Source organism: Paenibacillus xylanexedens (assembly GCF_007676705.1).
Taxonomy (GTDB): Bacteria; Bacillota; Bacilli; order Paenibacillales; family Paenibacillaceae; genus Paenibacillus; species Paenibacillus xylanexedens_C.
The window spans coordinates 2201497-2227573 of the sequence record NZ_VEBF01000001.1; the positions used below are offsets into that span (position 1 = coordinate 2201497).

Annotated in this window: 21 protein-coding genes, 2 rRNA genes and 1 riboswitch; of the genes, 7 read left to right on the forward strand and 16 right to left on the reverse strand. The window is 47.1% G+C overall.

Annotated features, from left to right (window positions below):
- Nucleotides 1-39: 39 nt before the first annotated feature.
- The 11 genes from FS628_RS09820 to FS628_RS09870 all read right to left on the reverse strand — a co-directional run bounded on the left by FS628_RS09820 (nucleotide 40) and on the right by FS628_RS09870 (nucleotide 15627).
- Nucleotides 40-2037 carry a methyl-accepting chemotaxis protein gene (locus FS628_RS09820; protein WP_145321240.1) on the reverse strand — a complete coding sequence of 666 codons (1998 nt, stop codon included), beginning with the start codon at nucleotides 2035-2037 and terminating at the stop codon, nucleotides 40-42.
- A 335-nt stretch (nucleotides 2038-2372) separates the two neighbouring features.
- On the reverse strand, nucleotides 2373-3212 hold the full coding sequence (locus FS628_RS09825; RefSeq protein ID WP_145321242.1) for a MetQ/NlpA family ABC transporter substrate-binding protein: 840 nt from the start codon (nucleotides 3210-3212) through the stop codon (nucleotides 2373-2375).
- 91 nt (nucleotides 3213-3303) lie between these two features.
- Entirely contained in the window at nucleotides 3304-3975 is a 672-nt protein-coding gene (locus FS628_RS09830; protein ID WP_145321244.1) for a methionine ABC transporter permease, read from the reverse strand.
- Nucleotides 3972-4781 (reverse strand): methionine ABC transporter ATP-binding protein, encoded by an 810-nt coding sequence (locus FS628_RS09835; protein WP_145321245.1) that lies wholly within the window; start codon nucleotides 4779-4781, stop codon nucleotides 3972-3974. The genes FS628_RS09830 and FS628_RS09835 overlap by 4 nt, the downstream gene beginning before the upstream one ends.
- A gap of 131 nt (nucleotides 4782-4912) precedes the next feature.
- On the reverse strand, nucleotides 4913-7222 hold the full coding sequence (locus tag FS628_RS09840) for an outer membrane protein assembly factor BamB family protein (RefSeq protein WP_145321247.1): 2310 nt from the start codon (nucleotides 7220-7222) through the stop codon (nucleotides 4913-4915).
- 94 nt (nucleotides 7223-7316) lie between these two features.
- Entirely contained in the window at nucleotides 7317-8111 is a 795-nt protein-coding gene (locus tag FS628_RS09845) for an energy-coupling factor transporter transmembrane component T family protein (RefSeq protein WP_145321249.1), read from the reverse strand.
- Entirely contained in the window at nucleotides 8086-9663 is a 1578-nt protein-coding gene (locus FS628_RS09850; RefSeq protein WP_145321251.1) for an ABC transporter ATP-binding protein, read from the reverse strand. Before FS628_RS09850 ends, FS628_RS09845 begins: the two co-directional genes overlap by 26 nt.
- Nucleotides 9664-10257 (reverse strand): ECF transporter S component, encoded by a 594-nt coding sequence (locus tag FS628_RS09855; protein WP_145321253.1) that lies wholly within the window; start codon nucleotides 10255-10257, stop codon nucleotides 9664-9666.
- 385 nt (nucleotides 10258-10642) lie between these two features.
- A complete protein-coding gene (locus FS628_RS09860) occupies nucleotides 10643-11311 on the reverse strand; it encodes a pectate lyase (RefSeq protein WP_145321255.1) in 669 nt (222 codons plus the stop codon).
- 340 nt (nucleotides 11312-11651) lie between these two features.
- The gene (locus FS628_RS09865; protein WP_145321257.1) at nucleotides 11652-14486 is read right to left on the reverse strand and encodes an S-layer homology domain-containing protein; all 2835 of its coding nucleotides are present in this window, start codon (nucleotides 14484-14486) and stop codon (nucleotides 11652-11654) included.
- A 265-nt stretch (nucleotides 14487-14751) separates the two neighbouring features.
- On the reverse strand, nucleotides 14752-15627 hold the full coding sequence (locus tag FS628_RS09870; protein WP_145321260.1) for a radical SAM/SPASM domain-containing protein: 876 nt from the start codon (nucleotides 15625-15627) through the stop codon (nucleotides 14752-14754).
- Nucleotides 15628-15908: 281 nt separating this feature from the next.
- Nucleotides 15909-16011: riboswitch (TPP riboswitch) on the forward strand.
- Nucleotides 16012-16172: 161 nt separating this feature from the next.
- Here FS628_RS09870 and FS628_RS09875 point away from each other — a divergent pair.
- The 7 genes from FS628_RS09875 (at nucleotide 16173) to FS628_RS09905 (ending at nucleotide 22560) form a co-directional block, all read left to right on the forward strand.
- On the forward strand, nucleotides 16173-16937 hold the full coding sequence (locus FS628_RS09875) for an ABC transporter ATP-binding protein (RefSeq protein ID WP_145321262.1): 765 nt from the start codon (nucleotides 16173-16175) through the stop codon (nucleotides 16935-16937).
- Complete coding sequence (locus tag FS628_RS09880) at nucleotides 16927-17730, forward strand: ABC transporter permease (protein ID WP_145321264.1); 804 nt, start codon at nucleotides 16927-16929, stop codon at nucleotides 17728-17730. The genes FS628_RS09875 and FS628_RS09880 overlap by 11 nt, the downstream gene beginning before the upstream one ends.
- Before the next feature lie 181 nt (nucleotides 17731-17911).
- Complete coding sequence (locus tag FS628_RS09885) at nucleotides 17912-18985, forward strand: ABC transporter substrate-binding protein (protein WP_145321266.1); 1074 nt, start codon at nucleotides 17912-17914, stop codon at nucleotides 18983-18985.
- A 236-nt stretch (nucleotides 18986-19221) separates the two neighbouring features.
- A complete protein-coding gene (gene thiM / locus FS628_RS09890) occupies nucleotides 19222-20034 on the forward strand; it encodes a hydroxyethylthiazole kinase (protein WP_145321268.1) in 813 nt (270 codons plus the stop codon).
- Nucleotides 20031-20843, forward strand: coding sequence for a bifunctional hydroxymethylpyrimidine kinase/phosphomethylpyrimidine kinase (gene thiD, locus FS628_RS09895; protein ID WP_145321270.1), 813 nt, complete (start codon nucleotides 20031-20033; stop codon nucleotides 20841-20843). The genes thiM and thiD overlap by 4 nt, the downstream gene beginning before the upstream one ends.
- Nucleotides 20843-21508: a thiamine phosphate synthase gene (thiE, locus tag FS628_RS09900; RefSeq protein ID WP_145321272.1), complete on the forward strand. Its 666-nt coding sequence runs from the start codon at nucleotides 20843-20845 to the stop codon at nucleotides 21506-21508. The genes thiD and thiE overlap by 1 nt, the downstream gene beginning before the upstream one ends.
- 308 nt (nucleotides 21509-21816) lie before the next feature.
- Nucleotides 21817-22560, forward strand: coding sequence for a MerR family transcriptional regulator (locus FS628_RS09905; protein WP_145321273.1), 744 nt, complete (start codon nucleotides 21817-21819; stop codon nucleotides 22558-22560).
- 372 nt (nucleotides 22561-22932) lie between these two features.
- Here FS628_RS09905 and FS628_RS09910 read toward each other — a convergent pair whose 3' ends face one another.
- The 5 genes from FS628_RS09910 to FS628_RS09930 all read right to left on the reverse strand — a co-directional run.
- Nucleotides 22933-23415, reverse strand: coding sequence for a hypothetical protein (locus FS628_RS09910; protein WP_260870971.1), 483 nt, complete (start codon nucleotides 23413-23415; stop codon nucleotides 22933-22935).
- Nucleotides 23416-23615: 200 nt separating this feature from the next.
- Nucleotides 23616-24272: a deoxynucleoside kinase gene (locus FS628_RS09915; RefSeq protein WP_145321275.1), complete on the reverse strand. Its 657-nt coding sequence runs from the start codon at nucleotides 24270-24272 to the stop codon at nucleotides 23616-23618.
- On the reverse strand, nucleotides 24269-24892 hold the full coding sequence (locus FS628_RS09920; RefSeq protein ID WP_145321277.1) for a deoxynucleoside kinase: 624 nt from the start codon (nucleotides 24890-24892) through the stop codon (nucleotides 24269-24271). The genes FS628_RS09915 and FS628_RS09920 overlap by 4 nt, the downstream gene beginning before the upstream one ends.
- 249 nt (nucleotides 24893-25141) lie before the next feature.
- A 5S ribosomal RNA gene (rrf, locus tag FS628_RS09925) occupies nucleotides 25142-25258 on the reverse strand.
- Between the two features lie 81 nt (nucleotides 25259-25339).
- Nucleotides 25340-26077 (reverse strand): 23S ribosomal RNA (locus tag FS628_RS09930); the annotation flags it as partial.

Consider the following 26077-nt stretch of genomic DNA (forward strand, 5'->3'; position numbering starts at 1 on the left):
GTGAAGCGTCTCTGTGCGGTAATCTCTGTTTAATTCCGTTTAATACTTAAACTGTCTAATGAGGTGCTGCAGCTGTTCAGCCATGGAGGACAGGCCCCGAGCCGAGGCAGAGATCTGCTCCATGGCTGCCAATTGCTCCTCTGAGGAAGCAGCAACTTCTTCGGAGGCCGCGGCGTTGCCTGAAGCAATACCTGCCAGTTCATTGGACACAGCGGATACTTCCTGTACACCTGCCGTGATTTCTTGCGATGTAGCTGCAATTTCTTCTATCTGAGGTGTCGTTTCCCGCATGCTTTCCAGAATGCGTTCAAACTTCCGAATGGCCTCTGTTGAGATTTCCATACCCTCTCCAACCTCTGTGGTCACTTTCTCCATCATGCGAACGGAAGCAGCCATATCTTCCTGTACCGCCGTAGTTAGCACGGTAATTTCATTGACGGATTGCCCTGATTGCTCTGCCAACTTGCGTACCTCCGCTGCTACAACGGCGAATCCATTCCCATGCGTACCTGCACGAGCAGCTTCAATGGATGCATTCAGCGCGAGCAGATTGGTCTGCTTGGCTATATTTCCGATTAACTCCGTGATGGCTGAAATTTGGTGTGATCGTTCATATAACGCCTGAATCATCTGATTCGTCTGAGCTACCGTTTCTTGAATCGAGTGCATCTGGCCCACCGTCTGCTTCACGGTGTTGCCACCTTCTTCCGCTTGTACCGTTGTATGTTTAGCCAAATCAGCAACTTGTATGGAACGTTCGGCGATTCGTGTTATCCCAATCGTAATTTCATTCATGGCCTGATGGTTGTGGTCAATACCCTCGGTCTGCTTCTCGGCACCACTCGCAATTTCCTGAATGGCTCGCGCGACCTGCTCACTGGCCGCACTGGTTGATTCCGCACTCTGAGTCATCTCATCCGACGAGATGACAACCTGGCTTGTGCTGTTCTCCACATTTTGAATCAGCACACGCAGATTATGCTGCATTTTGCCAAAGGCATCACTCAGTTCACCAATCTCATCATGGCTTGTGCTGGTAATCGTTTGGGTTAGATCCCCTTCACTCACCTGGATCGCCTGATCCTTCAACTGACGAATGGGTCTAATGATGGATCGCATGACAAGCCAGATAATCACAATACCAACGACGAGGCAGGAGACAATAACAATAATCATTCGATTTAGAATAGGCGCTGCCGCATCGTCTACCTCAGAAGAGAACATGGTGCCAGCGACCTTCCATCCGGTGGATGCATTAGTAGCGTAATACATCACTTTATCCGTTTGATCAAAGGTATAGTTGAAGTTGCCCGATTCATTCGCATACACCGGTTTCCAAAAATCCTCTGTTGCATCTGTCCCGGGTTCTACCGTGGGATGGTAGATATACTTTTCGCTGGCATCCAATAGAATCAGATATCCCTGTTCCCCCACGTTAATTCCACTCACCAAGGTACTGATATTCGACAGATTCAGATCCAGCTGGACTACACCAGATTGGTCATTCAATGCCTTCGCGATGGTGATGGTGATCTCGTTTGTCTCGGCAGAAATATAAGGGTCTGTAACAATTACCTGCTCTGGATCTCCCATTGCTTCGGTATACCATGGTCTTACTCGGGGATCGTAATCCTTAGGCATCTCTGCATCAGAGGACATCAGATACACACCGGTTTCTGTTCCCACACCTATGGTGATGATGTCTTTGTTCTGTGCAGCGTACCCCTTCAATTCGTTCACAACCCGAACTTCTGCATCTTCTTGACGCAATTCCTCTGCGAGCGCATTTGCATAGTATTCAATGTGGTCGCGCTTGGCATTAATCGAAAGATCGATGGTTGCACTGGCAAGATTCACGTTTTCCATCGCACTATGTAGAATTTGTTTCTCAACTTCATTCTTCGCACTGTTATAAGACAAGACTCCAATACTGAACGATGGAATTGCCAAGAAAGCAATAAAGGACACGACCAGTTTCGTCTTAAAGTTATTATGGAGCTTGTTGTACCAATTCGATTTGCTATTTTTTCGGAACAAATTTCTCTACCTCTTCCAGATTAATTTAGTTTTACTTATTCTAGCTCTCTTAGAGTACAGAGCCCTCCTTCCTCAAGATATTAAAAAGTAGGTCCTGCCTCTCGTAAAAGACATCTTTCGCGCTAAAAATATTACTTAAATCTCTTAATTTATAATCCTAAAGAACTACTTTCAAACAAATTATACGAAAAAACTATTAAATAAAGTAAGCCAGGGGTATGACCAAATTGTTAACTTTCTAAACAATTGTTAATAGCCTGCGGATTCCATAAAAAAAAGATCCAAGCGTTATCGCTCAGATCTCAAAAGCTGTTCACATTAGGACTACATATACACTATTCAAATGCCGGGATAGCAATATCTGCATATTTCTCTTCAAAGAAGGCTTTGACCTCTGGGCCTGCCATACGTTTAGCCAACTTCTGAATGGCTTCAGAGTCCTTGTTATCCTCACGGGCAACCATGGTGATCGCAAAATGGGAATCATCCTTCTCGGTTAGCAGTGCATCCTTCTTCGGTGTAAGACCGAGCGGACTGGCATATGCCGGAGTCATGGCTACCAGATCGGCATCGTCCATCATGCGAGCCAGCATCAGCAAATCCACTTCTTCGAACTTGAAGTTCTTCGTATTCTCGGTGATGTCTGCCTGTGTGGCGTTAAAACCTACGCCGTCTTTCAGCTTAATCAATCCGTTTTGCTCCAGCATCACAAGAGAGCGACCAATGTTGGAAGGATCGTTCGCAATCGCAATGGTTGCACCTTCTGGTAGTTCATCAATGGATTTGTACTTCTTGGAGTAACCTCCATAGATGGCGTTATAGATGGGTTGTACTGCCACCAGATTCGCATTGTTTGCTTCATTATATTGGGTCATGTAGGGAACGTGCTGGAAGAAGTTTGCATCTACTTCCTTGTTTGCCAGTGCCGTATTCGGCTGAACGTTATCGGACAATACGACAACTTCCAGATTGACGCCATCTTCCTTCAACAACGGTTTTACAATATCCAGTACGTCTGTCATCGGTGGAATCAACGTTGCTACTTTTAACGTAACTTCTTGTCCTGCCTGAGTATCTTCCTTTGTTCCTTCTGCCGCAGGTGTTTCTTCTTTTTGGCCACAAGCAGCTACAACCAGCATCACTGCGAGCAACATAAGCATCATTTTTGCTTTCATTTCATGTCTACCCCTTATCATGTCATCTGTATTGGTCTTTCTGAGTCTTGCTACCGACTACTGTACTTAGCCTGATTGAATTCAGCCCTGTTCAGGATCTGCGATCCAGCCAGTGGGACAGTCTGCTACCCGTGAATTGGATCATCTGTACCAGGATAATCATAATGACGATCGTAAATACCATAATCTCCGTTTCGAAGCGCTGATAACCATAGCGAATGGCAAAATCGCCAACCCCGCCGCCACCTACAATGCCCATCACCGTCGAGTAAGAGATGAAGCTGATGGTCGCTGTCGTGAGTCCCAGTACAAGGCCAGACCTTGCCTCCACATACAGGAATTTCACGACAAGCTGCATCGTCGATGCTCCCATGGATGCGGCCGCTTCAACCACTCCCTTGGGTACATCGAGCAACGCTTGCTCCACCAGTCTGGCATAGTAAGCAATCGCAATGACCGAGAGTGGAACGGTTGCCGCCAGTGTACCGATGGACGTTCCCACGACGATTCGTGTGAATGGAATCATGAATACAACCAGCAGTAAGAACGGAAACGAACGAACGATGTTGACGACACTTCCGAGGATAAAAGACAGCGTTTGATTCTGATACCGTTGTCCTTTGCGGAATAGGTACAGCAGTGTACCCAGAGGTAACCCAATCAGAACAGCTGCCGCAATGGAAATGCCCACCATGACAAAAGTCTCTCCAATCGCCTGCCATATCTCATGCTGATACTTCAGCACAGACTCAGGTAACCTCATGGCTTGTCCTCCTGTTCTGCCTGACGTGATAGAGATGAACCTGTCATCCCGTATTCGTCACCTGCAAGCAAAGAGGTCAGCAGATCAGGCTGCGGAGCGGGGATACTGCTCACTTCCGCCTCAGACAATGTTCGAACGAGTTTCCCATCCTTCATGACGGATATCCTGTGACATAGTCTGCGAGCCACTTCCATCTCATGTGTCACCACGACAATGGTCACGCCCAGCGTTTCATTGATATGACGCAGCACATCCAGTATGCCGTTCGTGGTCTGTGGATCAAGCGAAGACGTCGGTTCATCACAGAGCAGCACATCCGGACGACTGGCGAGCGCTCGTGCAATGGCCACACGCTGCTTCTGTCCTCCACTAAGCTGTGCAGGATATTGATCTGCCTTGTCTTCCAGTCCAACAAACCTCAGCACCTCAAGTCCACGTTCGACTCGCTGCACACGGGATACACCCGCGAGTTCCAGCGGCATGCAGACATTGCCACTCACCGTTCGGTTACTGACAAGGTTGAAGTGTTGAAAAATCATGCCAATGGATCTTCGTGCCTGACGCAGACTCCGCTCATTCATCTGGGTCAGGTGCTGCCCATTCACAACAACCTCACCATCATCCGGCTTTTCCAATCCGTTGAGCATCCGCAGAAGCGTGGATTTGCCTGCACCACTGGATCCTATGATGCCATGTATTTCTCCTTGTCCCACTTCAAGGGACACCGAGCTTAATGCTTCGAATCCCTGATCTGCACGGGAACCGCGCTCGTTATAACATTTGCTTACACCATATAATGAGATCATGGAGAGTCCTCCCGTGAATGATCATGCATGGTTCTTCAAGAACACATGAAGAAAGCCCGCACAGCCGATAACCGGAGCGCGAGCAAGCCTGTTCATTTATAATAAATCAACATTCCATACGAGACAAGCTTTTAAGGTGAGATTGCCTCCTGCAGATGGCTAGCTTCATACAGACGAAAACGTCCGTTGGACGACCCCACATACACTTCATTTCCGATTCGGTTGATCATTCCATTCTTCGCATCACGCTCCCGGTGCTCCGGGCTTCCCATCACAACGTCATGTACACGCCCCAGCAGCACTCCATCCTTTTTGTTCAATACGAGCAGATTCTCATCCATGGGCAGCAGCAACTGATCATCAATGACCAGATAACTTCCCTGATTCGTTGGATACCTCAGAGTTGCAATCGTATCTTTGGCATTCCAACGCGTCTCCCCCGTCTTATAATCCAAAGCCGCCGGGTAGCCATTCTTAATCACATACAACTGATCATCTTCCACCAGCCCTCGTTCAATCTTTCCCTTGAGCGTCCAGCGTGTTTTGCCTGTCTTGGCATCGTACAGGGTGGTTGTAAAATCTTCATATTTTCCGTAATGATCGCCGTTTTTGTTCTCACGGATCAACAGCATGCCATCATTCAGCTCCTCAAATCTCTGCCCTGCACGAGCAGGGAATTGTGCAAGCTTCTTACCTGTGTTCAGATCAAGCAGCAGCCACTGATTATCTAGCGACAGCCACCTTTCCGTATTCGCGGTGGCAAATGGATCAAGGCGTTCAATTCCATCAAAATATGGATCATTCCCAAGTTGTTCTATGGTGGATCGTTTAGCTTTCAAGCTCCATACGGTTCGGCCTGATTGCGGATCGGCTGCAATCAGCTTATTCTTTTCCCAATACAACACATAAGGTTCATCTGCACTCTTGTTCAATAATTCATAACCCGTAGCCAGTTTTCGCGTCCACAATGTTTTTCCGTTTGCGCTGTCCAGAACCGTTAACCAACTGTTGCTTGAGCTCTCAATAACCGGGTTATCCACAACCACAACGTTCTTAGCAGCGGTGATGCCATTTAGTCTAAAATTTTGCTTAGGGGTGTACGTCCACGTGACCTTTCCGTTCTTCAAGTTCAGATGACGAATACGATCCACGTATCTTTTCTTGTCAGGGTCATAATCGGTGTAGATTGTAACGTATTGGCGTCCTGTATCTACCTCCGCCTGCTGTCTTCCAAAGCCCCCATTATTCCCCCATAATTTCTGGCCCGAATGTCGGTCAAGAGCATATATGGAACCTTCGTAGTAATCCCCGCTAAATCCACCGTCATCCCCTTTCATCAGGAGTACATCATCCGTGGCTGCTTGTAAAAAAGTGTAGTTAATATCCCCCTGGTTGGTCCATACCGGTTTCCAAGGGATTGTCGTCGGCAGTGTTGTGCCATAGATTTTTGTTGTGAACCCATATTCATCCGCCCGACTGATGTTCCAATCGGAAACGACAGCATTTCGATTATCCTGTGCTAAATTCCAGCGTGTTCTGACCAGTCTGCCATTCTTGTTGAATGTGACCAGATACTGCGCATCTTCCCGCTCATATCTCCAGGTCTGGCCGATACTCATCGCATAACCCGTGTCATTCAAATTGGCCGAATTCTCTTTCCAATCCGGTTCACCAAGCCATTGTTCGACTTGTTTGGAGACGATTCCTGGATTCAACTTGATATCCGTCAAATGCCGAATCGCCGAAGTCGGCAGCGCTGCATCCTGTTGGAACCAACCATCAGCCACATTCATCCGTTGTTCTATATCCTTTTCCTTGATCCAGAGCAGTACAGGGCGATACGTGGAGGATTCCTTGTTCCAAGTTCGCGGGGCAATGGAGACCCCATACCATCCTTTCCACTTCGCAACAATAACAGCCTTATCTGTTAGCGTTTTCTCAAAAGACCAGGTTGTAGAACTGTCTGGAGCCAGATACAGTTTACTGCCTGATTGGAGCGTGAAGCTCTGGGGAGCCATTTTCGTCATGCTTCTGCTCTCCTTCAGTGCATACCAACTTGGCAGCCAGAAGTCTCCATGTTCAGATGACTGGAGCTGTACCCACTCGCCACGAATCGAAGCAAACGTATACTTTTCGCTTTTCGTCGTATAATATTCAACCCTCATCTGGTCAGCAGCCACACTGCTGTCCCTCCTGTTTTTGAACAGAGGGATGTCATTCATGAGCGTAACGGTATCTCCTTGTTTGTAAGCCAACTTTGCAGTTAAGGCTTGGGAACTTGCCCCCAGCGTTTGTGGCGTTGTAGCCGAAGCTTGTCCTCCAAGGGCGACCATTTTGGAATCCAGCAGCATCCATCCCGTCAACAGCACAGCAGATACTCCAGTCAAGGTAATCCATTTGTAGCCTATTCTCTGCCAGTCAGGACCCGTCTTCACTCTCATTCATCCCCATCCATTAGAAGTTATTTCCATATAGACGTCGCAAACAGGAAAAAGTTACCTCTCACCTCAATATATTTCTCGCTATATTCCAGTATTACCTTACATCCAACATCGTAGCATGATAAGGAAAGGTGACCCCCATGTAATAAGCAGCTGTTAAGGTGAGGATATAATAAAATACGAACCACAGATCTGCCCGGGAATAGCCGATCTGAATGTAATATGTTCGACGCGCGCCATCCGCGAACCCCTTCGCTTCCATCGCTACCGCCATTCGTTGTGCACGGCGAATACTCTGGGCCAGCAGCGGAATAGCGTAACGCTTGAGTGTACCATACACATTCCAGCGTGAGCCGCGTTGCCTTGTTCCACGAATACGAATGGCGTAACGGAGCGTCTGGAATTCATCCAGCAGAATCGGGATCATACGCATCGCGGCCAAAAAGCTGTAGGCATATTTGGCGGGAAGCTTCCACTGCTGCATTAGGGAATAAAACAGTCTTACCGGCTTCGTTGTCAGTCCGAACAGCAAGCCAGCCGCTGCCATGCTCAGCGAGCGAAATCCCAAGTGCAGTCCGCGATAGAAGCTCTCTTCCGTAATATGAATCAGTCCCCACTTATACCATGTGGTCTCTCCCTTCCCAAACATCATCATACCTGTAGATGTGGAGATAAATACCAGAATGAATGGTGATGCATACAGCATCAATCTGTACCACGGGTGACCAGTCCAGCACAGTAACAGAATCATAGCTACAGCAACATTGGCCATTACATTCAGGTTATGAATGAGGATAACGATGACAAACATCATCGTCAGAATAATCATTTTCAATCCGGGATTGACGGTATGAAGCCAGGTTTCACGATGAGGAAACGACAGCTGCATCAGATAACCTCCCCTCATCCACCGTCCAGATTCGGGTGCAATATCTTTTTACAATCTCACGGTCATGGGTAACCATCACAATAGCTGTTCCTTCACGCCGCAATTGCTCCAGTTGTGCTAACATGGCGAACGTATTGCGGGCATCCTGCCCAAATGTAGGCTCATCCAGCAGCAGAATTCGCTGCTCTCTGACCAGTGCGGAAGCCACACTCAAGCGGCGTTTCTGTCCCATGGATAATTGGTAGGGATGACGCTCGGATAGGTCGATTAGTCCAAATTGCTTCAGCATGTGATCCGTTTTGATACGTCTTTCTTCCGCTGTAAGCCTTCCTCCAAGCAAGGAGAATCCCACTTCTTCCGCGACGGTATTGGTCACAAATTGAAATTCCGGATTCTGAAATACAAATGCAATTCGATCTGCGAGTTGTTCCGTCCTACCGGAGGGCTGACCATCAACCTGATAATCACCTGTCGTTTTCAGAATATTCATCAGGGATAATAACAACGAACTTTTGCCAGCTCCATTGGCTCCGACAATACCAATCCAATCCCCATGCCACACCTTGGCCTGTTCCACCTGAATGAAGGGCGTTTTCCCACGCCATCCAGTGAACTGGTGTAAGGCCAGTGCAGGCTGATGTGACGATGATACAGGGGATAAGGATGATACGTGAGATATGGGGAATGTGGTCGTTGTTTCGGATAAACCAGACGCTTGCTGTACTTCCAAGCTCAGAAAGCCCTGATCCTCACAGGCCCGGAGTTCTCCAGCAATACTTCCCTCTTCCTCCTTTGTTGCCTGCTCCTGATCCCGCTCTTCCCACACGCCTGGATACCAAATTCCATAAGCCTTCAACTTTTCTCTTTCCTCCGTAAATACTTGCTGCGATGGGCCATCCGCCACGATTTTTCCCTCAGGAGATAACACAATAATTCGGTCGACCATATCCACAATCTCATTAATTTTGTGTTCAACAATGATTAATGTTTTGTCACTGGCAATCCGTTTGACGGTATCCCACACCTGGGAAGTTCCTTCATCATCCAGTAATGCCGTGGGCTCATCCAGAAATAGCACCTCCGGGTCCATGGCCAACATCGATGCAATTGCAAGACGCTGCTTCATGCCCTGAGACATGGATTGGATCCATGTTCGATTCTGCTCAAAGGATAATCCGACCTGTTTCAGATAATATTCAATTAGATCCGCCATCTCTTCACGCGGTATATTTCGGTTTTCCAGAACAAATGCAATCTCTTCGTCCGAATAGGACATACAGAACTGGGTATCCGGGTCTTGAAAGACCACTCCGGCTTTGCCAGGAACCTGAATATCATCACATTTCATCGGGATCTCAACCGAACGTGGAATCAGACCGCTCAGGATTTGTAACAACGTCGATTTACCGGAGCCGCTCGGACCAAGCAGCAACACTTTCTCCCCTTGACGCACAGAGAGAGACAAGCCTTGAAATAGCAAGGCTTTCTCTCCCGGGAACTTGCATTTTAGATTCGTTACACTTACCACTTGCGAATTCCCTTCCCCGTTCATCTAATCCAGAGCCTCATAATCCTGTTTGGATACCGGTCTGAGCGAGCGGGTTGCACCTGTCAGTTCCAAGGCTTTGGCGAGATAATAAGCGAACACTCCGGCGATCAGGATACTTCCAATGAAGCGGAATCCGATAAATAACGTATAATTCCATGCCGAGAGTGAATCAATATACCCGTACTGGTAATCCAGCACAAGCGAAGCCGCCGCTGCACCTATGGCTGCAAGACAGGTGACGAACAGACTGGTTTTTCGATACAGAAATGCGGCGAAGAATATCTCGGCTCCCAATCCTTGCAACAGACCATACACCAGTGTGGACATGCCCCATTCACTGCCCAGAAAAGCACTCACCGTTGAAGCTGCAACCTCAGCAAGAATCGCCACACCCGGCTTACGAATGATGACAAAAGCAAACGTGCCCGCCATAAACCACATGCCATAGATCATCTGCTCCGCATGAACGCCAAATGGTTTCATCAGGTCATATGTAGGTCCCCATATCTTGTAAATCACTCCGAACACCACTGCGATCACGATGGTTACCAGAATATCTGTTAGTTTCAATCGCTTGTTGCCTGCTGTTGTTGCCATCTTCTCAACTTCCTTCCTCTGCTCCCCATCGGGTTTATAAAAGTAAACAAAAAAGCCTCCCCGGTTCCGGGCAGGCCTTACGTACAGTGTACAATTCTCACAATCATGTATTGGATGGTTGACGCAAAGACGGAATATCAATCCTTCTCTCTCCGTTGTAGCAAAAAATTCACCACAGCTGAAAAGAAGTCCTGTTGTTATCCCCCGTTAATTTGCACATTTCACCCTACATATTGTAAATCCATGTTCTCTACGCTGGCATTACCCAGATCAGATGTACGGTCAGCGGCACAAGGCCACTCTCTCAGCCCAACTTCATTGAGCTCCCGGTTCACTTTATTTCATTGCTTCTAATGTACATCAGATGGGTATTTGTGGCAATGCCTTAATATTGCGTATTCCCGGACTGGCTCGTTTTCCCTGAAGCAAACCCCTTGAACAACGTTGGTACTTTGGAATACCGCGTATTCGTGATTTTTCCTACAGTTGAGCTGCTATCTGTCCGCAAAATGGAATCCTTCACATTGGAAATGTCCGAATTGGACACATTCATTGTGACTGCATAGGATGTTCCGCCATTTTGACGCACCAGCTTGCCGATATCATCCGCTCTGAAATTTTTGATGTTGATCGTACCGGAGGCATTCATCTGGAACACTTTGTCATAGGCCTTGTATGCTGCACCACCTGTAATGTTCACAGTCCCTGCGGATTTCAATGTGAGCGCATCCTCACCAACATCCTTCCAGGTTACATTTTCAATATTACAGTTGCCATAACAGTGCACCCCATCCGCCGCTGGTGCTTCAATCACAACATTTTTTAACGTAGCTCCTGCTTCCAGTCGGAAAATGGGTTTCTGGTTCTCGGCCTGGCTGCCATCTCCTAATGTTTTGGGATCTGCGGCAACACTCTTGCCTTTACCATCATACGTTGTTCCTTTGGGAACAATGATTGTTGTCTTCACAATCTCGGGAGCCGCAGACACCGGAATTGCACCAAATGCAGAAGCAAGCAGACCAACCGACAACATTACCGTCAACATCTTTTTCATCAATAAACATCCTCCCTTATTTGGATTGAATGGGTTCAAGCAGAGACTTGTCTTCATATACACTAGAGAGAAATCTCTGTGTTCAGAACCTACCCTGATCCTACCAAAAAAGGGAATGTTACGAGAATAATCATTAGGTCATGTTTCATTTTTCAGCATAATACCTGATGTCTAAGCATTCTTTGCAGTATCATGTTTACTTGTTATGTACCGATATTAACTTCGGATATGCTCTATTTACATTCACCAAATGATTTAGACACAAAAAAAAAGAAACCCTTAGTCTTGTTAAAGACAGGGTTTCTACATGATACATTTAAAACTAATCTACATCCTCTATTTATTCTAGAGGTTCCAATTCATCTTCGTTAATTTCATCCGATGGTTGAAGTAAAGTCAGTGGGTCAACATTGGTAAATTCATTTACTGTTTCATAAGTAACCACGCCCTCTTCAGAAACGATCATTCTGAGAACGACCCAGTATATTTCATTACCACTGGCATCTGCTACAGTATACGTTGCACTTGGAGTAGCTACAGCACCATGGAAAACATCAATTTTTGCACCAGATTTCTTGATTGTGCTTGATCCAGAAAAATGATGAACATAGAATGTATACGTTCCAGGAAGTAAGTGACGAATGGTTGTCGTTTCAGGTCCATAAGAAGTTACATCATCCAAGTCCAAATCGACCATAAGTTCGCCATTATTATAATATTGTTTATCAGAGTAGAACGTATGGAACATTCCCTCATCACCTGCAGGTCCTACGAGGTGTGAATCCAGATCCACTGGGTCTTTACCCCAAGTTAGTACGAAGCGAGTTTCATCTTGTGTAGGTATTTCTATAGCAGTTTGATTCTCACGCTTATTTTCCACATTTACTGCTGAGACACCAATGAGATAAGTTGTAATATATTTTGTATCTCCACCTCCAAGTTCACCTGTGTAGATGCCTGGGGGAAGATTAATATAATAGTCTCCATAAGTATCCGTTGTTACAGATCCAACGATTTCACCTATTTTGTTATCCAAGCCTTTTCTAAACGAAATACTTAAATCTGCAACCGGTGCTCCAGCTACATCCTTGATGTGCCCACCGAATCCTGTAAGTTTGATTGCACCACTTTGGCTTCCTGCAAAATGTGTTTTATTAACATCTGACTCCACAGTGATGTACAATGTAGTTCCATAGCTATCAATAGCATCAAAAGTAAATTCGCCATTGCGGTACTCCAAGTTATTCAATTGTTGTTCTGCCCCATCAAAATAGGCACGAACTATGAAATCATTTGCAGTCAGTTCAGAAACATCAAAACCCTCAGAAAAATTCAACTTTGCACTTCCATTTGTAACTTGAATCCCTTTGAGTGTCGGATAGACTGTTCCTTCGTTATAGACTGCAACGGTTACTGGAACATTGATTTCGAAGTTTCCGTATTTGGCTTTTACCACTGTCGTACCGTTGCTTTTAGCTTGAATCTTTCCTGAGTCAACAATGGCAATGGCGCTATTCTCAACATCCCATTTTGCAAAGGAAGTGATATCTTTCTTCGCTGGGGAAGCGATCCCCGTGAATACGATCTGACGGGTCGAATCAATTGCCGACAACTCTGTTACTTGAGGAGCGTAAACTACACTAGTAACTGTAGGATCTGCCTCAATAGTTGGGAGTTGACTAAGTTGACTGAAATCGATGCCTTCTGCATTGACCAGAGCCGAGGATAACGTTCCAGCTCCAGAAAATTGTACAATTGCATTTAGTATGGCCCGATTCACTACAGCACCATGGTTAATTTTAAACACGGTGTTCAATGCATCTTGGAACACTTCGAGATTACCAATGGTGGAGTTATCTCCAAATTCCACTGAAACTTGCTCTGCATGAACCATTACAGAGTCGAAGCTTCCACTAAGTACTACCGAAGCATTATGAGGAATCGACTCTGCTATTTCAATCGGTCCGACATCACCCGTGGAGACATTCTGTACGATCGCACCAGATCTAATTTCAATCTGTTGGACATCACTTCCACCTTCAAGGACCAAACGAATACTACCATCCGCTTTGTCAACAATCACTGTTGCAAGAACTGAGTTCACTGCATGAATACTATTTGGTCCTCCGCCTTGAATCTCAGTAGTTCCCGTAACACTAACATTATCAAGAGTCACGTCACCGTTTCCTACGGACTCAAGTATCTTCAGCTTACCATTTACTTTGGTATTTTTTAGAACGACACCTTGAGAACTAATGGTTACATCTCCAGTTATATTACCAAGAGTATATGTACCTGGAGATGTGAGATTATTACTAGGAGCTTGTTCCCCACCTCCGTTATTTCCACCATTGTTACTACCGTTCCCTTTATCTCCAGAGGTACTACCGCTATTTCCCTTACTGGTACCTTCAGAAGGTTTTGTTGTTTCCGGTTTTGCTTCAGTAGGATCTTCGGTATCAACCTCTGTCTTGACAGGAATCATGTAACTATCGTATGTAGACTTATTATTTACAAACTCATATGCAAGTCTCGCTAGTGCCTGTCGATCTGCTATGCCTGATGGATTAAATTTTACTGTTCCATCGTTTTGAACTGACCCCTTGATAAAACCAGATTGATAGGCAAGAGACACGGATTCTTTCGCCCAGTTAGATACTTGATCCAAATCTGAGAGTTGAGGTTTGGAAGTTTGACTCGTTATTTCTTGATGTTCCCAACCAAAGGCTCTAACAAAAAATACAGCTAACTCTTCTCTTGTCACATTTTTGTTAGGTGAAAATTTATCTTTGGAAGTACCTTGAGCAATGCCAGATTTGACAAGTGCGCCTACATATCCGGCATACCATTGGTCTGCCTTTACATCTTTGAATTGACTTGCTTCGACATTATCAGGCTTTAAATTAAGCGCACCGACCATAATCTTTGCCAATTGAGCTCGTGTTACCGAATCGGAAGGTTTAAATGTCCCATCTGAAAATCCTGTGAGTATTCCTTGTTCCACTAATTTGGAGATTTCGGTTTTGGCATACGAATTATCAATATCGGTAAAAGAAGTTTTAGATGTAGCCAATTCTGCCGATACAGATAAATTGATAGATAACATAGAGACAATCAGCGACGTAGAAAGCATTAACGATAGCTTGTGATTAAACTTTTTCCATTTTGAATTCAAAACTAAAACACACTCCTCAGTAGGCTTCTGGTAGGTAAATTTACTAATTTATGAATCTTAAGAACTAACACACCTCCTAATCAATAGGATAATAATACCATGCAAATTCATAAAAACAAGATTAATAAACTATGATTTTACAAAAAAGTTGTTATCCTGAATTGATTTCAATTCTTATTATCTAAGTAATTTCGCAATAAAGACAAAACGAACCTACCGAAACAAATATTTTCGGTAGGTTCGTTTTTAAGTAAATTTATATATTCTAGGCTCCAAACCGCTGACGGTAACCGCACTTCCGGCACAACTCTTCCACAGCTTCCCGCTTGGAAAAACCATACACCAGATTGCTCGCTCGCTCACCCTCAATAATCTCCGAGAATGACTTCTCGTGCACATTACCGAGGTTAATGACACCCTCACCATCAAGACAGCATGGAACCACCGTTCCATCGACAAGTACAGCCGCCTGACCCCGTAGTGCATGGCAAAAGCCTTTTCCGTCATCTTCCGGTGCATCCAGACTCGGCCACTGGAATTCATGATCCTGGTTCAGGTATACATTCGGGGCAATTTTGACCCCGCTGCCTGGAACCACTTTTTCCTCAATGCGGAAGTCCAGATTGAACTCACGTTCCAGCACTTCAAGGGTCTCCCGATTTCGATTCATCTGAGCATTCGTGAAGTTATCCTGCGTCAGATTCCACAGCCGGAATGAGATGATGACATTGTGCTTCACCGCTTCGTGTACAAAAGACAGAATGTTGCTCAGGTATCCGTCACGGTCAGTTGAACCTTCATGCCCGTCGAAGCTGTGCAGGGAGAAGTTCATCTGCCGCAGCGCCGGTTTGCCAAGCAATTTATGCTGAGTCTTGGGCAGCAGCGTACCATTCGTTGTAATGTTCACCTTGAGTCCCTTCTCATGTGCGGAATCAAGCAGCAGATCTATTTTGGGATGCAACAAGGGTTCACCTTTGACATGTAAATAAATATGGTTGGTATGTGGTTTAACTTGATCCAGTATATTGTTGAAGACTTCAGGGTCAATGAATCCTTTGGCACGCTGCGTCTGCGGACAGAAACTGCATGCCAGATTGCAGATACTTGTGATCTCAATATATACTTTTTTGAACGTTTTCAACTCGGGTCCCCATTCTGCTTCGGAGGGAGCAATCCCACCTGCATTTGTGATCCGGCCAATATGCGCCATCCCTATTATATCGGGTTCGTGAGCCGAGGTAAATTGTTCGGTTGTTCGAAGCACAACAAGGGGCAAGAGAAAGTCATTCCAACTGAAATTTGTATGATTACAACCTCACTCTCAGATCTGACTCCAAGTTCACCTCAAGAATTCCATCATGCTGCCTCTTTACAGTTCATGTTCAAGTGATATATGCTGAACACACAACTGCATATCTTGTACATTTGCACTAGGGGAGCCCTGCGGCTGAGACGAATATGACTATTCGGACCCTTTGAACCTGATCTGGATCATACCAGCGGAGGGAAGTGGAGCGGCCTTTTAGTAAGCGGAATTTTATCATGTATATGTGAAGATAAATTGCGGATCTAACTTACAGACCCACTCATTTCTCCGGAAATGGGTGGGTCTTTTTTGTTTCTTTTTGCAGAGTATAAGATGCCGTTGTTATTCCAGCAGTCTGACATCAAGGGGGTGAGGATCAGATGAACAACCATGTAACCATTCACAACGTAAGCTTCGCTTTTCCCGAAAAAAAGGATTCCCCCGTGCTTGCCAATGTGTCGCTTCAGGTTCAACAAGGAGAATTTGTCTCGCTCATCGGCTCCAGCGGATCAGGCAAAAGCACGCTTTTCAAGCTGCTCGCAGGCTTACTTGAACCTACCGTCGGCACCATCGACATTGCCGATGTACCGCAAGGACAACGGCTCGGACGAGTCGCTTATATGCCGCAGAAAGATCTGCTGTTATCCTGGCGTACCGTCATGGAGAACTGCATGCTGCCTGCCGAGCTGGCACCAGGCCGACAGGACATGGACAAACTACGAGCCGATATCATGGCAGGATTAGCAAAATTCGGCCTGTCGGGTTATGAACAGGCCTATCCAGATGAATTGTCCGGCGGCATGCGGCAGCGGGTGGCACTGCTTCGTACCTTGCTTACAGGCGGGCAGCTCATGTTGCTGGATGAACCCTTCGGTGCACTCGACGCCTTAACCAAACGAGAAATGCATCGCTGGTTGTTGGAGCTGTGGGAGGACTTTGGCCAAACCGTCTTATTTATTACACATGACATTGAAGAAGCCCTGCTGTTAAGTGACCGCATCATTCTGTTACCTCCAGGGGGGCAAGATCAGCAGCTGCAGGAAATGACGGTTCCTTTGCCACGTCCAAGGCATTCGGACCTGATCTACGAACCGGCTCTCGTGCAGATGAGGCAACAACTGGAGGAACAATTGCATGCAAAATGATAGAGCTGAGGTTAGCGTCTGGACGTGGTGTTCGAAGTGGCTTTCCCAATATGGTTTGTTCATTCTGCTCATGCTCTTATTACTGGCGATCTGGGAAACGATTGTACGTATGGGATGGGTGCCATCCTTCATCATTCCCGCACCCACAGCCATCGCAGGCTCACTGGTTGAGCATCGTCGTCTGCTGCTGACCATACATCTGCCTGCTACCTTTATGGAGGTTGCTGTTGGTTTTGGCTTGTCCATAGTGACCGGAATTATGCTGGCGACAGGCATGCATATGAACCGATCGATTGAAAAGGCCTTATATCCCTTCATCGTGATTAGTCAGACCATACCGCTGATTGCCTTGTCCCCCGTATTCATCCTGTGGTTCGGCTACACGCTGTGGAGTAAAGTCGCCGTGGTCTTCCTGATCGCGTTCTTCCCCATCGTGGTCAGTACCTACGATGGACTCCGCCAAGGCGATCCGGAGCAGCGTGAACTGCTGCTCACCATGGGCGCTAGCAAATGGGATATTTTTCGAAAACTCCAGGTTCCGCTGGCACTCCCTTCTTTTTTCTCGGGGCTAAAGATGTCTGTGGTGTACTGTGTGGTTGGTGCAACGATAGGAGAATGGCTTGGTGGCAGTAAAGGGCTCGGCTACTTCAGCCGCCGCATGTCCAGCAACATGAATACGGATGCGATGTTCGCCGCTATTGTGCTGTTATCCCTGCTGGGAATCATTTTGTTTGCACTGATTGCTTGGCTGGAGAAACGATTTAGCATACGGCGTCATGGAGAGAAAAAATAGCTGGATAGAAATTAGAGAGAAATTAGAGAGAAATTAGATGTAAATAAGAGTTACGATTTTCAGAACATACCTTATGCACCATTTCAGCAGCAAACTTCAATCAGTACATTGTCACATGGTCCGTTAACATGCTGCTGTCCATTTTCTACAAATCCAAACGATGAAATGAGGAACTTCATTTATGAATAACAAAGGCATATACTCCCTGCTTCCTATCATGCTCATAAGCCTGTTGCTGATCGTTAGCGGATGTGGCACCACGGGTGCTAGCAAAAACAAGCCAACAACAGATTCGGCAACCCATGCACAGCAAACAGACTCGTCTGTAACAGAACCAGCATCAGTCGCCATAGATAAACTGTCCATCATGCTCGACTGGTACCCGAATGCAGTACATTCCTTCATCTACGTTGCTCAAGAAAAAGGATACTTTGCAGATCAAGGTCTCGATGTCGAAATTCAGATGCCTGCGGATACCAATGATTCACTCAAACTTGTTGCTGCCGGGAAAATTGATCTGGCTCTAAGCTACCAGCCCCAAATCTTGCTCGCGCGTGGTGAGAACATTCCTGTACGTTCCATTGCTGCTGTTGTTCGGCATCCGCTTGTGCATCTGTTGACCGAAGCCAATGGTAACGTGAATTCACCCAAAGATCTTGAAGGAAAGACTGTCGGCTATTCCTCGATTCCCCTGTATGAAGCGATGGTGCGTACGATGATTAGCCACGATGGCGGCAACCCCGACAACATGAATCTGGTCGACGTCGGGTTCGATCTGATTCCTTCGCTGGCTTCCGGACAGGCGGATGCGATAATGGGTGGTTTTATTAACCATGAACAATTGATTTTGGAGAAAGAAGGACATGCCATGAAATCGATTAACCCCGTCGATTATGGTGTGCCTGATTATTATGAATTGGTCCTGACCGCAAGTGAAGCTGGCATTGAATCGAAAAAGGACCAACTTACCCGGTTCGTCAAAGCGATTCAGGAGGGGCAGAAATATGTAACGGAACACCCAGAGGAAGCCTTGAATATTCTGCTTGCCCATGAGAATGAAACGTCTCCGCTGGACGCCGAGATCGAAACCAAAAGTCTGGCTATTTTACTGCCACTTATGAATGAAGAAGGTCAATCGTTTGGTCGGCAGGAAATGGAGTCGTGGGAGAATGTACGTGCATGGCTCGTTGAAAACGAATTGATTCCTGAATCAGTGAAAGCCGAGGATGCTTTTATTAATCTGCACGGAGAGTAACTAAAGAAGAGCAAGGGGAATGAAAGCAAAGTTATATGCGCCATAACATGTCTGGAATAGAGCATGGAGCGAGTGCTAACGAATCTGAGGCGTCCTAATCAAGGATTTGAAGGATTTGAAGCGGTCTCAGAAATCTAATGAACATGAACCTGAGACACGCATATCCGAATAAACAGCCGTTTACAGCTTTTTGGTCAAAGGATTCAGGAACGCATACAAAACAAGGAGGAAATTATATGTCTTATTTGGAACGTGTTCGTACGCAAAACCCGTTGGTACACAATATCACTAACCTTGTCGTGGCTCCCTTTACAGCCAATGGTCTGCTCGCACTTGGTGCGTCCCCTTTTATGGCCTATGCTCATGAGGAAGTTGCCGATGTCGCCAAGATGTCAGGATCCGTGGTACTTAACATTGGTACACTCGATGACAAAGTCGTTCAGGCGATCCGATTGGCTGGTCAATCAGCTAATGCACATCACGTGCCTGTTGTGCTTGATCCCGTCGGTGCAGGTGCAACCGCCTATCGTACAGAAACCGTTCAGATGCTCGTTCGTGAACTACGCCTCACAGTACTGCGCGGCAATGTGGCGGAAGTCGCTAATGTCATCGGTGAGAGCTGGAGTATCAAAGGTGTGGACGCAGGATCAGGTAAGGGTGACCGAATCGGCATTGCGGAGCAGGCAGCGCATAAGCTCGGCTGTGTCGTGGTCATTACGGGGAAAGAAGATATCATTACCGATGGACAATCCACATTCCTCACGAGTAATGGACATGCCCTGCTCACTCAGGTCACGGGTGCTGGCTGTCTGCTAAGTTCAGTGATTGGCGCTTTTACAGCCATAGCGGAATCGGAAGCTGATCTTCTTGGCAGCGTTGTTGAAGCGCTCGCTTTTTATGGCGTAGCGGCTGAACTAGCGGCAGAGCACACGGCACATCAGGGGCCAGGCAGCTTCCAGATTGAGTTGTTGAATCAACTGGCACAAGTGACACCTGAACTCTTGGCAGAGCACGCACAGATACGTCAGGTCCGTGGAGGTGCAGTATGAACATTGCTCAAGCGCTAACCATTGCAGGCTCTGATAACGGGGGCGGCGCAGGCATTCAGGCTGATCTGAAAACGTTCCAGGAGCTTGGGGTATACGGCATGACCGTTATCACGGCTATTGCTGCCCAAAATACAACAGGTGTACAGGGCGTCTTTCCCATCCCTTATGATGGCATTGCCCAGCAATTGGACTCGACCGGGGAAGACTTTCAGCCAACTGCGGCGAAGACCGGCATGTTATATAGTGCTGAGATTATTCGGCTCGTCGCTGAAAAATGGCAACAATATCGTTGGTCTAATCTGGTCATTGACCCCGTGATGGTCGCCAAAGGTGGTGCTCCTCTCCTTCAGCAGGAAGCTGTACAGGCGCTGGTCACAGAGCTATTGCCCTATGCCCTGATCACAACACCCAATATTCCGGAAGCAGAACTGCTCACCGGGATGTCCATTACGAATCTGAGCGCCCGGGAAGAAGCCGCAAAGCAGATCGTGCAGATGGGCTCGACGTATGCTTTGCTCAAAGGTGGTCATGATGAAGGAAGTGGCATGATCGTGGATGTGCTCTACGATGGACAGTCTTTTCATTATCTGGAAAATGTTCGTGTGGTAACACGTCATACGCACGGAACAGGGTGTACGTACTCTGCTGCCATCACCGCAGAGTTAGCTAAGGGTTCATCGGTTCTGGCTGCCGTTACGACCGCGCGAGCCTTCATTCAGGCAGCCATCGAAGATGAGCTGGGGATTGGGGCCGGACATGGGCCGACGAATCATTTTGCGTATCAGCGCAGACAGCGGGGTGAGCAGTGATGCGCCCTTGGGATGCAGAAGCCGTGCGACGCGCGATGCAGGTGTATTTGGTGATGGGCAGCGTCAATACGACGCAAGACCCGGTGGAAGTGCTGCGCCAGGCCATTGCTGGCGGCATCACGCTGTTCCAGTTCCGTGAAAAGGGAACTGGCGCCCTGGTTGGCGAAGCTCGCATCACGCTTGCGATGCAGCTTCGCGAGGTGTGCAGCCAGCACGGGGTCCCGTTCATCGTGAACGATGATGTGGAGCTGGCTGTAGCGGTGGAGGCCGACGGCGTGCATGTCGGCCAAGAAGATGCGGACGCGGCGCTGGTACGCGCCCGCATTGGAGATGGGCGGATGCTTGGCGTATCCGCCCACTCCGTGGATGAGGCGCGCCGTGCGGTGCAAGCGGGCGCCGACTATCTTGGCGTCGGGCCCATGTACCCGACGCGCTCCAAAGCGGATGCCCACGCTGTGCTGGGCCCCGCAGGGGTGGCGGAACTGCGCGCCGCAGGCATCGAAGTTCCGATTGTGGGTATCGGCGGCATTACGCCCGATACCACGGCCGCCGTGATGGCGGCTGGAGCCGACGGCGTAGCCGTCATCTCCGCCATCGCGGGCGCGGCCGATGTGCGCGCAGCGGCTGCGCAGTTCGCTGCGGCAGTGCGCGGGATGCAGGCGTAGCCATGCTCTCCCTGCACTGCCAGCCCGTGGGCTGCACCGAATGCATATGTGCAGCCCACACAACTGCTCGCTCTCCTCTCCATAACAGAGGAGCCTCACAACACCCCTGCGGTACGGCAGTCTATGTCTTCGACTCAGAAGCGCATCCGCTCCCCTAAAGTGACTAATACAATAATCTAGTCACTTCTAGCTCCCTAATCCATGATCAAGATGCAGCCTCCATGCTTGCATCTTGTTTTTTCATTTTCAATTGTTGACTCTCACGTAACGTGACACTGTACAATCGGTGTTGTAAGGAGGTTTTACACATGGCCATGAAGGTAAAAGAAGTTGCCGAACTTGCCTCGATCAGTGTGCGCACACTGCATCACTATGATGAGATCGGATTATTAACCCCGGACGAAGTGACTTCTGCCGGATATCGATTATATTCAGATGCCAATCTGGAACGGTTGCAGCAGATTTTGTTTTTCAAGGAACTCGACTTCTCTCTGAAGGAGATCAAAAAAATTATAAACAACCCCTCCTTCGATCCGGAGGAAGCGCTAAATATGCATCGATTAATTCTATTGGAAAAGCGTCAACGCTTGGACCAGATGATTGCTACCATTGATAAAACAGTTTTACACGTGAGAGGAGAAATTAAAATGACAGCCAAAGAACAATTCGAAGGATTTGATTTTAGCCAGAATCCGTACGAACAGGAAGCGCGGGAGCGCTGGGGAGACCATGCCGTTGATCAGGCAAACCAGAAGCTGCACAGTCAGTCGGGTGAGAAGCAGAAGGCTCTATCCGATCAAATGAACGAAATCTACAAACATCTGGCTGCACTTCGTCACACAGAACCAGCATCTGCGGAAGCACAGGCTGGCATCAAAGAGTGGTACACTTTGCTGAACCAAATGGGAAGCTACTCACCTGAAGCCTTTAGAGGACTCGGTCAAATGTACGTGGACGATGAACGCTTCACACGCAATATTGATCAGTTTGGCGATGGTTTGGCAGTATTTATGAGAGATGCCATGGCTGTATTTGCGGATCAAAACAAATAATATAGACTGTCTGAGCCCATTGCAGTATTATTCATCTCTATGTCCATATTCAATTCCATAGTCATCAAGGGAGACGTCCTGATTCATGCTGTTTCAATAATCATGCACATGATATCAATATTTCCGACATTGCCGCACATATATATACAAAAGGGACGTACGCCCTCAGGCGTCACGTCCCTTTATGTATCCAAGTAACTCAGCCGCAATGTGAACAACTCATATTGGTGTTCACTCTGAGCACTTTATGAATATCTGCTATTGTTACCTTTACGCTCTCTCCGTTGTTCTTGCCAACGACAAGTGGCAGCATAAAGTAGATTGCTCTTTACTACGTTTTTCTTCCACTTCCAACGTCCAACGTCTATCGAATTAAGCTCTAGGTGCGTGATCCGATGACGACGCGTCCGAAGCCAGGCTGGTTCTCGCCATACGGCCGGGAATCTGCCATGCAGACACAATCGCAAGCACAATGAATAACAAATCAATCGGTTGACTGAAATAATCCTGGAAGGTTTCCACAAACGCACTGATCATCTCGCTATCAAACACGAGTTCCATTACACTTACATCACCAAACAGTTCCGAAGTAAAGTATACCACCGTCAGATATTTACCCAGCAAAATGCCTACGAGAGCAAAAAGTACGGCTATGATCTTATGTACTGTCGCAATTTGTTTGTTCGAGAACAATACAACTGCGTAGCCCGTGAGCGCTCCAATCAAAATGGCAATGAGTCCTACCTCATACTCGGTCATTGCAGCAATAGCTGCCCATACAATGCCTCCCAGAATGGCTGCAATTAAGCCACCAATGATCGGCATACCGATTTTAATTCCTTGTTTCTCTTCCACGTTGTCTTTCCCTCCTGAGTCATGCTTATGCTAATTTTCCAGAAATCACCTTTCCTATGAAACCACAAAAAGACCTATTTTTCAACAACTTTCTACTTTTAGTGACCATTCATCCCAGGCACTCTCATGATACGAAAAAAATCCCTTTTAGCAGCCTAATAGCCGTAAAAGGGATGTTTGTCTTTGTTTGCATCTTATCTTTATATTTGAGCTTCCTTGGAAGGCTGAATGACAGCTGAAATCTGTGCCAAAATGGCATCTACCGATGCCGGATCATGCACATCATACTCATCAATGTTCAGGCGCAACACAGGGCAGGCCGTAAACTGATTAATCCATACCGAATAGCGCTCATGCATGTGCTCCCAGTATGAACGATCCGTTTGAATCTCCATCTCACGGCCGCGTTCTGTAATGCGGCTCAAAATCGACGGCAGGCTGCCTTCCAGATAGATCAGTACGTCTGGATGTGGGAAATATGGTGTCATCACCATCGCTTCAAACAAACTGCTGTATGTCTCAAAATCGGTAGCAGACATGGTCCCTTGATCCGCATGCATCTGTGCAAATATGCCCGTATCTTCATAGATGGAACGATCCTGTACGAATCCTCCACCCAGTTCAAAAATCTTCTTCTGTTCCTTAAAGCGCTCTGCCAGGAAATAAATCTGCAAATGAAAGCTCCAACGCTCGAAATCATGATAGAACTTCTCCAAATAAGGATTGTGATCAACTTGTTCCAGAGAAGTCTTGAAATTCAAACGCTGTGCAAGTGCAGCTGTTAACGTGGATTTACCCACCCCAACCGTACCTGCTACCGTAATTAATGCATTCGATGGAATGCCATAGTTATTCATATGATATACTCCTTTACCTGATTAACAATCTGCCTGAAGTGCTCAGGATGTTCTACAAAATCGAGTTGCTCCGCGTCGACTTTAATGATTACTGGCGGATTCGAGCTTTTGGCCAGATAGTCCATGCCTGTTTTGTAATCGACGATCAGTTGTTCCATATATGCCGGGTCCATATCCTGCTCAAATGAGCGTCCACGCTTGTTAATGCGGTACATCAACGTATCGAGTTCAGCTTCAATATAGAGCACCAGATTGGGCTTCGGCAGATCATCCGTTAACAGATGATAGATTTGACGGTATTTATCCCGTTTCGTTCCCTTTAAGGTACGATCCGCAAAAATCATATTTTTATAGATATGGTAGTCCGAAATAACAGGGGTATTCTGCTCTACGTAGTGAGCCCCCGTGTCTTCCAGTTGTTTAAACCGATTACACAGAAAAAACATTTCCAATTGGAAACTCCACTCGTCGATATCCTGATAAAAGGAAGCCAGAAATGGGTTCTCTTCTACGATTTCTTTAACCAGCGGAAGGTTCAATTCATGGGAAAGCATCGTTGCCAGCGTTGTTTTCCCCGCTCCGATCGGACCTTCCACGGCAATAAACGGGGCTGATTTCATCGTGTTCACTGTTCCTCCTCGTACTTATGCGTGTTTCCGTTTCTATATAGACCTCACCTATTGTATCACAGCTTTAAGGATTGGTACGCCAGTATTTTATGTATAAAACAAGTCAAATCGGAACCAATACGATTGCAAACCTTCTGTCACATACGTAATTAGTTTCTATCTATTAAAATAACGCGGTATACACAATATAATAAAAATAAAAAAGACACACTCGAAATCATTCAAGTGTGTCTCTGTGTTGCTTGGCGGCGTCCTACTCTCCCAGGACCCTGCGGTCCAAGTACCATCGGCGCTAGAGGGCTTAACGGTCGTGTTCGGGATGGGTACGTGTGGAACCCCTCCGCCATCGCCACCAAACGCATAGCTTAGCTTACATTTCAGAGTTGTTGTTCTCTGAAAACTAGATTCGAAACGAAACATGCGAATTACAACTTGCTATTGGATAAGCCCTCGACCGATTAGTACTGGTCAGCTCCATGCATTGCTGCACTTCCACCCCCAGCCTATCTACCTCGTCGTCTTCAAGGGGTCTTACATACTGGGAAATCTCATCTTGAGGGGGGCTTCACGCTTAGATGCTTTCAGCGTTTATCCCTTCCGTACATAGCTACCCAGCGGTGCTCCTGGCGGAACAACTGGTACACCAGCGGTACGTCCATCCCGGTCCTCTCGTACTAAGGACAGCTCCTCTCAAATTTCCTACGCCCACGACAGATAGGGACCGAACTGTCTCACGACGTTCTGAACCCAGCTCGCGTACCGCTTTAATGGGCGAACAGCCCAACCCTTGGGACCTACTTCAGCCCCAGGATGCGATGAGCCGACATCGAGGTGCCAAACCTCCCCGTCGATGTGGACTCTTGGGGGAGATAAGCCTGTTATCCCCAGGGTAGCTTTTATCCGTTGAGCGATGGCCCTTCCATGCGGTACCACCGGATCACTAAGCCCGACTTTCGTCCCTGCTCGACTTGTAGGTCTCGCAGTCAAGCTCCCTTATGCCTTTGCACTCTTCGAATGATTTCCAACCATTCTGAGGGAACCTTTGGGCGCCTCCGTTACTCTTTAGGAGGCGACCGCCCCAGTCAAACTGCCCACCTGACACTGTCCCCGCACCGGATTACGGTACCAGGTTAGAACCTAGATACGATCAGGGTGGTATCCCAACGTTGCCTCCAC

Excerpts from the sequence above, each read along its gene's own strand:
- FS628_RS09825 (WP_145321242.1), bottom strand. The coding sequence starts at position 3,212 with ATGAAAGCAAAAATGATGCTTATGTTGCTCGCAGTGATGCTGGTTGTA.
- FS628_RS09830 (WP_145321244.1), bottom strand. The coding sequence starts at position 3,975 with ATGAGGTTACCTGAGTCTGTGCTGAAGTATCAGCATGAGATATGGCAG.
- FS628_RS09835 (WP_145321245.1), bottom strand. The coding sequence starts at position 4,781 with ATGATCTCATTATATGGTGTAAGCAAATGTTATAACGAGCGCGGTTCC.
- FS628_RS09840 (WP_145321247.1), bottom strand. The coding sequence starts at position 7,222 with ATGAGAGTGAAGACGGGTCCTGACTGGCAGAGAATAGGCTACAAATGG.
- FS628_RS09845 (WP_145321249.1), bottom strand. The coding sequence starts at position 8,111 with ATGCAGCTGTCGTTTCCTCATCGTGAAACCTGGCTTCATACCGTCAAT.
- FS628_RS09850 (WP_145321251.1), bottom strand. The coding sequence starts at position 9,663 with ATGAACGGGGAAGGGAATTCGCAAGTGGTAAGTGTAACGAATCTAAAA.
- FS628_RS09855 (WP_145321253.1), bottom strand. The coding sequence starts at position 10,257 with ATGGCAACAACAGCAGGCAACAAGCGATTGAAACTAACAGATATTCTG.
- FS628_RS09860 (WP_145321255.1), bottom strand. The coding sequence starts at position 11,311 with ATGAAAAAGATGTTGACGGTAATGTTGTCGGTTGGTCTGCTTGCTTCT.
- FS628_RS09875 (WP_145321262.1), top strand. The coding sequence starts at position 16,173 with ATGAACAACCATGTAACCATTCACAACGTAAGCTTCGCTTTTCCCGAA.
- FS628_RS09880 (WP_145321264.1), top strand. The coding sequence starts at position 16,927 with ATGCAAAATGATAGAGCTGAGGTTAGCGTCTGGACGTGGTGTTCGAAG.
- FS628_RS09885 (WP_145321266.1), top strand. The coding sequence starts at position 17,912 with ATGAATAACAAAGGCATATACTCCCTGCTTCCTATCATGCTCATAAGC.
- thiM (WP_145321268.1), top strand. The coding sequence starts at position 19,222 with ATGTCTTATTTGGAACGTGTTCGTACGCAAAACCCGTTGGTACACAAT.
- thiD (WP_145321270.1), top strand. The coding sequence starts at position 20,031 with ATGAACATTGCTCAAGCGCTAACCATTGCAGGCTCTGATAACGGGGGC.
- thiE (WP_145321272.1), top strand. The coding sequence starts at position 20,843 with ATGCGCCCTTGGGATGCAGAAGCCGTGCGACGCGCGATGCAGGTGTAT.
- FS628_RS09905 (WP_145321273.1), top strand. The coding sequence starts at position 21,817 with ATGGCCATGAAGGTAAAAGAAGTTGCCGAACTTGCCTCGATCAGTGTG.
- FS628_RS09915 (WP_145321275.1), bottom strand. The coding sequence starts at position 24,272 with ATGAATAACTATGGCATTCCATCGAATGCATTAATTACGGTAGCAGGT.
- FS628_RS09920 (WP_145321277.1), bottom strand. The coding sequence starts at position 24,892 with ATGAAATCAGCCCCGTTTATTGCCGTGGAAGGTCCGATCGGAGCGGGG.